2 protein-coding genes are annotated in these 9646 nt (G+C 48.8%); both read left to right on the forward strand.

Annotation, left to right across the window (positions count from 1 at the left end; all coding sequences use genetic code 11):
• Nucleotides 1–3716: non-ribosomal peptide synthetase (locus KY305_RS19545; protein WP_223063905.1), on the forward strand; the 3716-nt coding region annotated here is incomplete at its 5' end.
• A gap of 25 nt (nucleotides 3717–3741) precedes the next feature.
• Nucleotides 3742–9646: non-ribosomal peptide synthetase (locus KY305_RS19550; RefSeq protein WP_223063906.1), on the forward strand; the 5905-nt coding region annotated here is incomplete at its 3' end.

Below are 9646 nucleotides of genomic sequence, written 5' to 3' on the forward strand. Positions count from 1 at the left end.
CGCCGATTGCCGGCCGTCCGCATAAAGACCTTGAACCTGTACTCGGCATGTTCGTTAACACGCTCGCCATCAGGACTGAACCAAAAGATGACAAACGGTTTGCAGATTATTTAGCTGAGGTTCGGCAAACAGCGCTTGATGCGTATGAGAATCAGGATTACCCGTTTGAAGAACTCGTTGAACAGCTCGGCGTCGTTCGCGATACAAGCCGCAATCCTCTGTTTGACGTTATGTTTGCTCTCCAAAATATGGAGCGTGAATCTCTTTTTCTGAATGATTTGCACTTGGCCCAAGCTCCGGATATCGGTCATAAAGCTTCAAAGTTTGATGCAACGCTTTACGCATCAGAGGAATCTGAGGGCACAATCGGTCTTGATTTTGAATTTAACACCGATATCTATCAAAAACAGACGGTCATAAAATGGCTTTCCTATTTTACTCACATTCTTAAACATGTTATTGACAATCAGAACATACAGCTCGGTGACATAGATGTGCTGGATGATGACGAAACAAGACGCATTCTCAATGAATTTAATCAGACAAAAAGAGACTACCCGAGAAACGAAACAATCAGCCATCTATTTGAACAGCAAGCGGCAAAAACACCCGACGCGCAGGCGATCGTATGCGGCGGACAAACATTGACATACCATGAACTGAACGAGCGGGCCAACAGAATAGCAGCCGCGCTTCGAACGAACGGTGTCGGTCCGGAAAGTGTCGTCGCTTTATTAACAGGCCGCACCCCTGAGCTTGCCGCCGGAATTCTCGGGATTTTAAAAGCTGGCGGAGCCTATTTGCCTATCGCAGATGACTTGCCGCCGGAACGAATAGAATGGATACTCGGAGACAGCAAGGCTGATATTCTCCTTCAGTCTGACAAACTGGAGTACCCTGTTTCAGGAAAACGTTTATTCATAGAAGACATACAAATGCAGGCCGGAATAAGCACAAATAATCCTGAACAGCTCGGCGGCCCGGATTCACTCGCCTATATGATTTATACGTCCGGATCAACCGGTACACCAAAAGGCGTAATGGTTGAACAGCGCAGCGTGATCCGACTCGTGAAAAATAGCAATTATATTGATTTTACGCCGAAAGACAGACTTCTGTTTACTTCATCGTTAGGATTTGACGTTACTGTATTTGAAATATTCGGTCCGCTTTTGAACGGCGCTTCTGTATATTTGAGTGACAAAGAAACATACCTTGAACCTTACGAACTGGAAACATATATACAGCAAAACGGAATCACAACACTGTGGCTGACATCGTCTCTGTTTAACCATTTATCAGAGCAAAATGATCAAGTGTTTTCCGGATTATCCCAACTGATTATCGGCGGAGAAGCACTGTCGCCAAGCCATGTGAACCGGGTTCGGAACGCACTTCCGCACCTTTCAGTATGGAATGGATACGGACCGACTGAAAACACAACGTTCTCAACGTGCTTTCTGATTGAAAGCACATATGACCATTCAATCCCGATCGGCCGGCCTGTCGGAAATTCAACCGCGTATATTGTAAACAGCAGGGGAACACTTCAGCCGATCGGCGTAAAAGGGGAACTATGCACGGGCGGAGACGGAGTGGCCAGAGGCTATTTCGGCCGGCCTGAACTGACAAAAGAAAAATTTGTCCCGAATCCATACGCACCGGGAGAAAGAATGTACCGCACCGGGGATTTAGCCCGCTGGCTGCCGGACGGGACGATTGAGTACATCGGGCGGATGGATGATCAGGTAAAAATCCGGGGATATCGGGTCGAGCTTGGAGAAATTGAAGCAGCGCTGCGGCAAATTGACGGCGTAAAAGAAGCGGCTGTGATAGACAGAACCGGGCCGTCCGGCAATAAAGAGCTTATCGCATACATGAGCCTGCAGGCTGACATGAACACTGAGAAGGTTCGTTCTCACCTTTCTCACCGCCTGCCGAATTATATGGTCCCGGCATATATGATGGAGCTGGAGGCATTGCCGCTTTCGCAAAACGGGAAACTTGACCGGAAGGCCCTGCCCGAACCGGAGCTCTCTCTTCATACGACATACAGAGCGCCCCGGAATGAGCTGGAGGAACAGCTTACAGTCATTTGGCAGGGAGTTCTCGGCGTCAAGCAAGCCGGCATTGAAGATTCATTTTTTGAATTGGGCGGCGATTCGATCAAAGCCCTGCAAGTATCTGCCCGCCTCGGCCGCTATGGATGGAAAATGACGGCAAGCGACTTATTCCGCCACCCGACCATTAAGGAAGTTGCGCCTCTTATCCGCAAGACGGAAAGAGTAATAGATCAGCGGGCGGTCGAAGGAGAGATCCCTTGGACACCCGTACAGCAATGGTTTTTATCGCAGCATATGAAGGAGCGCGATCATTTCAATCAATCTGTCATGCTGTTCAGCTCTGAAGCATTACAGGAACAGCCGCTGCGGACAGCCTTACAGCAGCTCGCCATTCATCATGATGCGCTACGGATCACGATTTGCACAGAAAACGGAAAGCTGAAGCAAATCAATCAGGGCGTTCAAAAAGATGAACTGTACAGCTTGGACACATGTGATATTTCTGAAACCGATGAGTGGGAAACGGTAATAGAAAAAGAGGTGGCTGCGCTTCAAAAGCGTATGGATTTGGAAAAAGGTCCGTTATTAAAAGCCGGCTGGTTCAAAACATCGTCAGGAGACTACTTGTTCTTGACCATTCATCACTTGGCCGTAGACGGAGTGTCATGGCGCATTTTGCTGGAGGACTTATCCGCCGCTTACGGGCAAGCCGTAATAGGACAGCCTGTCCAGCTTCCGCCAAAGACCGATTCCTACAAAGAATACGCCTTGAGGCTTACGGAATACGCACAAAGCAGCAAGCTGATGAGCGAGGAGGAATATTGGCGTTCAGCCGAAGAAGAGAAGGCTGCCCTGCTGCCTAATGAAAAACCGCAGCAGCAAGCTGAAGCAGACAGCATTCGGCAAACGGTAAGCTTCTCGCTTTCAAAAGAAGATACAGCCGTTTTACTCCAGCAGGTGAACCGCGCCTACAATACCGATACACAGGATATTCTGCTGACTGCGGCAGCCTTGGCTTTACGGGATTGGACAGGAGACGGGAAACTGCGCATTGCGATGGAAGGGCACGGGAGAGAGCACATTCTTCCGGAGCTGGATATCAGCCGTACAGTCGGCTGGTTTACTTCAATGTACCCGGTGCTCATTGATCTGAAAACAGCCGGGTCCGAACTGGGATCAGCTGTAAAAACGGTCAAAGATACACTTGGCAGAATACCGGATAAAGGAATAGGCTACGGCATTTTGAAATATATAACAGATCCCGATCGCAAAACCATTCAGTTTGGCAAAGCCCCGGAAATCGGCTTTAACTATTTAGGCCAATTCAATGATACAGAACAACAAGACACATTCGGCTTATCAAGCCTTGCGAGCGGAAAGGACATCACACCTACATGGCAGCGCGAACAGCTGGTGGAAATGAGCGCAATGGCTGCGAAAAACCAGCTCCATTTCAATCTGAGCTATCCGCCGAGCCGCTTCCGCAAAGAGACAATGGAACAGCTTTTGCATACGCTGAATCAATATTTGCACGATATTATGAAACACTGCACCGGCAAACAGGAAACAGAAAAAACGGTTAGTGATTTCAGCAGCAAAACATTAACAACTGAGGATTTGGACAGCATAGCGAGTTTTGTCGAGGAATTGTAGAAAAAGGCGACAGGGAGATCATAACATGACAAAAAAGAATGCAATTCAGGATATTTACCCGCTGTCTTACATGCAGGAAGGAATGCTTTTTCATTCCCTCCTGCAAAAGGATTCGCAGGCATACGCCGAGCAGGCTTCCTTTTCAATAACAGGAGAGGTTGACACCCGCGTGTTTGAGGAGAGCGTTAATGTTCTTTTTGCCAGGCATGATATTTTCAGGACGATATTTATCAGCCAAAACGTGTCTGTACCGCAGCAGGTAGTATTAAAAGAACGGACTGTCAGCATAAGTGAGGAAAATCTCACTCATCTAGACGGAGCTGATCAGATCAAATATATCGAGGATGTCAAAAAAAGAGACCGGGCAAAAGGATTTCATCTGCAAAAAGACATGCTGATGCGGGTAACTCTTCTTCAAACCGGAGAACGAGAATATACGTGCATTTGGAGCTTTCATCACATCATCATGGACGGCTGGTGCCTTGGAATCGTGCTGAAGGAGTTTTTCCAGATCTACGCTTCACGTCTCCGCAAAACGGCTTTAACGCTTGAGCCGGCCGTGCCGTACGGAACCTATATCAAATGGCTGATGGAGCAGGACAAAGAAAAGGCTGCCGGGTACTGGGCGCGTTATCTTGAAGGGTTTGAGCAGCAGACCGTACTGCCGAAACAGAAAAAAGCCGGTCAAAGCCGTCAAGAGGAAGTGACTTTCTCCTTTTCTGAAAACGATACGGTCAAACTGAAAGAGTTGGCCGTCAAAGAAGAGGTTACGCTGAGCACCATTTTCCACACACTGTGGGGCATTTTGCTGCAAGCGTATAATCAGACGGAAGATGCGGTCTTCGGTTCGGTCATCTCCGGAAGACCGTCTGAAATCGAAGGCATCGAGCGGATGATCGGACTGTTTATCAATACGGTGCCGGTGCGGATCAGCGGAACGGACGTCCCGTTCCGCAAACTCATTAAGCAAGTGCAAAAAGACGCTCTTGAAGGACAGGCCTGCAGCTATCATCCGCTCTATGATATACAGGCGAATTCTTCCGTCAAACAAGGCTTAATCGATCATATTCTTGTCTTTGAAAATTACCCCGTTGAACAGGAAATTGATGTACTGAACAGCAGAGGGGACACGAAGGATCTTTTTCACATTCATGATTTCAGCATGGAGGACGAAACCAATTACAGCTTTTATCTCATGGTCGCGCCAGGTGACGAAGTCCATTTGAAAATGAGATACGACTCAAGCGTATATGACCGTTTCTTTATCGAGAATATAAAAGGCCATTTGACACACATCGTCTCGCAGGTCTTGGAAAACCCGGCGATCACCCCGAGCAGTCTGACAATCATTACTCAGCAGGAAAAAGAACAGCTGATTGCTCCGCTTTCTGAGGGAACAGAGCGGCCTGAATATGAAACGATTCATGCCATGTTCGAGCGCCAAGCGGCACAAACGCCGCAGGAAATCGCAATTCAATACGAGGGTGCGGTGATGTCTTACAAAGAGCTGAACGAAACGGCCAACAAGCTGGCGCGGATTCTCCGAAAACGGGGTGTGAAGCATCAAGAGCCGGTTGCTGTGATCGCCGGGCGTTCACCATCATTAGCAGCGGCCGTCCTCGGTATTTTAAAATCGGGCGGGGCTTTTGTTCCGATTGATCCGAGCCATCCTGCCGAACGAATCCGCTACATCATGGAAAACAGCGGGTGCGCTCATGTTGTAACAGAGAAAGCCCAGTCAGTCCCAGAGGCAACAACGCAACTTGTCACATTCATAGAAGAAGCTGAGACTGAACCGGACGGAAGCAATGTGCAGACGATAAACACGGCGGAGGACTTGCTTTACGTCATTTATACATCAGGAACGACGGGGAAACCGAAGGGTGTGCTGCTTGAACATAGAAATATGGCCAATTTGCTGCATGACCAATTTACACACTCAGACATTGATTTCAAAACAAATGTGCTTCAATACGCATCTCCGGCGTTTGACGTCTGTTATCAAGAGCTGTTTACAGCCCTGCTCAGCGGCGGCACGCTTCACATCGTGCCTGAATCGATCAAGCGGGATGCGGCTCAGCTGTTTTCATTTATTGATAAACACCAGACGGATGTTGTATTTTTCCCGACCGCTTTTGTCAAAATGCTTTTTAACGAAGAGAGCTATGCACATTCATTTCCGCGCTGTGTGAAGCATGTGATTACAGCAGGAGAGCAATTGACCGTCTCCCGTTTATTTCAACAAGTGCTCCGCACACACGGCATGCATTTGCACAATCATTATGGTCCGTCAGAAACTCATGTCGTATCGGCGTACACCATTCGTCCGGGAGATGATATTCCCGAGTATCCTCCGATCGGCAAACCGATATGCCATAACAATATGTACATCATCAGCAAGAACAAACAGCTTCAGCCCTTGGGCGTGGCGGGAGAACTGTATATTTCCGGAGCAAACACCGGAAGAGGCTATGCGAACAACCCGTCTTTAACGGGAGAGAAATTTTTGCCCGATCCATTCAGAAAGGGAGCGGTCATGTACCGCACCGGAGATTTGGCAAGGCTGCGTGCGGACGGACAAATTGAATACATCGGCCGCATTGACGATCAGGCGAAAATCAGAGGCTACCGGATCGAACCGAAGGAAATTGAGGTGATATTGGCCAATCACCCGGCGGTGAAAGAAGCAGCCGTCCTAATTCAAAAAAACGCTGCGGGTGAAAATGAATTGTGCGCGTACTGCAGCGTATCAAAAGCGACTGATCCTTCAGCATTACGGACAGATCTGGCCAAAGACCTTCCTGATTATATGATTCCCGTAAAATGGGCTTTTGTTGAATCAATTCCGCTTACTGTAAACGGAAAAGTCGATAAACGGGCTCTTCCGGAGCCAACGGCGTATGCGGCAAGCCGTCAATACACCGCGCCCCGCAACGTAATAGAGCTGAAGCTTACCGAGCTTTGGGAAGAGGTGCTCAAAAACGGTCCTGTCGGCATTCACGATCACTTTTTCGAACTTGGAGGCCATTCATTAAAGGCAACGTCACTTGTTTCCAGAATTGCTAAAGAGTGTCACGTGCAGGTCCCGCTGAGTGACGTATTTGCCCATCCGACCGTGGCGGAACTCGCAAAGGTTATCAGTGAAACAGAGGAAAATCCGTTCGCGTCGATTGAGCAGGCGGAAACGAAAGAAACATATCCTGTGTCCTCCGCCCAAAAGCGTATGTACGTGCTTCACCAGCTTGATAACGGCGGTGTCAGCTATAATATTCCGGCAGTATTGGAGCTGACGGGAAAATTAGATAGAAACCGAATGGAAGCGATGTTCAAGGAACTGATCCGCAGGCATGAGCCGCTTAGGACGTCCTTCGAGACTGGAGAAGACAGCGAGCCGGTGCAAAGAATCCATGAAGAAGCGCCGTTTATGTTTACGGAAGAGCGTTCAGCTGCATCATTTATCCGTCCGTTTGATCTTGGCAAGGCGCCTCTTTTCAGGGCTGGTTTCGTTCCAGTCGAAAAAGAGCGGCATCTGCTTTTAGTGGACATGCACCATATTATTTCTGACGGTGTGTCAGTCAATCTGCTGATGCGGGAATTCAGCGAGCTGTATGCCGATCGGCTTCTGCCGCCATTACGCATTCAATACAAAGACTACGCGGTGTGGCAGCAGTCATTTAAGGCCAGTGACATATACAGCAGGCAGGAATCATATTGGCTGAACCAGCAGGCAGGAGAACTCCCTGTGCTCGAATTGCCGGCAGACAAACCGCGTCCTGCTGTGCGAAGCTTTGCCGGGGACCGGGTGTCATTTGTGATCAATTCAAAGGACACCGCACAATTGAAGCAGCTGGCAAAAGAAAACAAATGCACGCTGTACATGACGCTTCTTGGCGTATACACAGCTCTTTTATCCCGTTTAAGCGGGCAGGAGGACATGATTGTCGGTTCTCCGATTGCAGGAAGGCCGCATGCCGATCTTGATGGTGTACTCGGCATGTTTGTCAATACGCTGGCTATGAGGACACGTCCGGCAGGCGGCAAGACTTTCAAGGAATATATAAATGACATTCGTCAAACAGCCCTGGAAGCTTATGAACATCAAGATTACCCATTAGAGGAGCTGGTCGATAAGCTTGGTGTGCAGCGGGAAATGAGCCGAAACCCGCTTTTTGACACAACATTTGCGCTTCAAAATATGGAGCGGCAAGAGCTGCGTGCCGCAGGTCTTGAGCTTAAGCCGGCAGACGTCAGCCTGCCGATCTCTAAATTTGACATTTCACTGTACGTCATGGAAAACGGCGGAGTACTGTACTGCCAGTTTGAATACAGCACCGATTTGTTTGAGCGGGAGACGATTCAAAAATGGGCAGGCTTCTTCACGACGCTCGCCAAAAACGCGGCGGTCAATCCCGGCTTGGAATTAGACGACATTTCAGTTCTTTCAAAAGAGGAAGAAATCGCATTGCTTCAAAACTTCAGTCCGTTGAAGAAAATAGATGTTCCGCTTCATCAGCCTCTTCATTATTTGCTGGAACAGCAGGCGGCAAAGACGCCGGATCGTACGGCTGTTTTGACTGACGCGGTTTCTATTACTTATAAAGAGCTGAATGAAAGGGCCAATGAACTTGCGTGGCAGCTGATCGGACGGGGCATCCAGCAGGAAGATGTAATTGCCATTATGGGCAGACGCTCGCCTGAGATGCTGATCGGCATTTATGCGATATTAAAAGCAGGCGGGGCATATTTGCCGATTGACCCGGATTATCCCGAAGAACGAATCCGCTTTTTAATCAAAGACAGCGGTGTAAAACTTCTGCTTGCGGAATCAGGCCTCGCAGATGCGGTCCTTTTTGAGGGAGCCATATTATCTCTTGGCAGCAGTCTTACAGGAGGACGCAGAGAATCTGCAACAAATCCGAATATACCGGTAAAGCCTGATTCTTTAGCTTATATCATCTATACATCCGGATCGACGGGACTGCCAAAAGGCGTACAGGTTGAACACAGGTCCGCCGTGAACTTTTTATACTCCTTACAGACACGATATACATTAAGCGATACCGATATTATTTTGCATAAAACGTCTTATTCTTTTGATGCTTCTATTTGGGAGCTGTTTTGGTGGCCGATTGCAGGAGCTTCTGTCTATTTGCTTCCTCAAGGAGGCGAGAAAGACCCTGAAATCATACTGAACGCATTGGAGGAAAAGAACGTAACAGCAGCGCATTTTGTTCCTTCTATGCTTCATGCTTTCTTGGAATATATCAATCACAGAAAAAAACCGGTCAACAGCACCAGCTTAAAAAGAGTCTTTGCCGGCGGTGAGCAATTGGGGGCACACCTTGTCTCGCGTTTTTATGAACTGCTTCCGGGAGTGGAATTAACAAATTCCTACGGACCGACTGAAGCAACAGTAGAAGCGGCATACTTTGATTTACCTCAAGGAACTGACTTTCACCATGTTCCGATCGGCATTCCCGGGCACAATATGCGGCTGTATATTTTAAATCATAAGAAACGGCTGCTGCCGTCAGGCTGTATAGGAGAGCTGTATATCGCAGGAACCGGCGTGGCGAGAGGCTACCTGAACCGGCCTGAGCTGACCGAAGAACGGTTTCTTGATGATCCCTTTTATCCAGGGGAGCGGATGTATAAAACAGGTGACATAGCCCGCTGGCTTCCGGAGGGGCTTGTTGAATGGCTCGGCCGTTCAGACGGGCAGGTCAAGGTCCGCGGCTACCGGATTGAACCGGGAGAAATCGAGGCCGTGATTCGGCAGATTGACGGTGTGCGGGAAGCGGCGGTCACGGCCCGGACAGACAACGGGGACACCGAACTTTTCGCATACATTGAAGGGCGGGGTACACAGGACGTGCGGACAGAGCTCGCGAAACGGCTCCCGGCCTACATGATTCCGTCTCAGTTCATCG

The organism is Bacillus sp. YC2 (genome assembly GCF_019891195.1).
Classification (GTDB): Bacteria; Bacillota; Bacilli; order Bacillales; family Bacillaceae; genus Bacillus.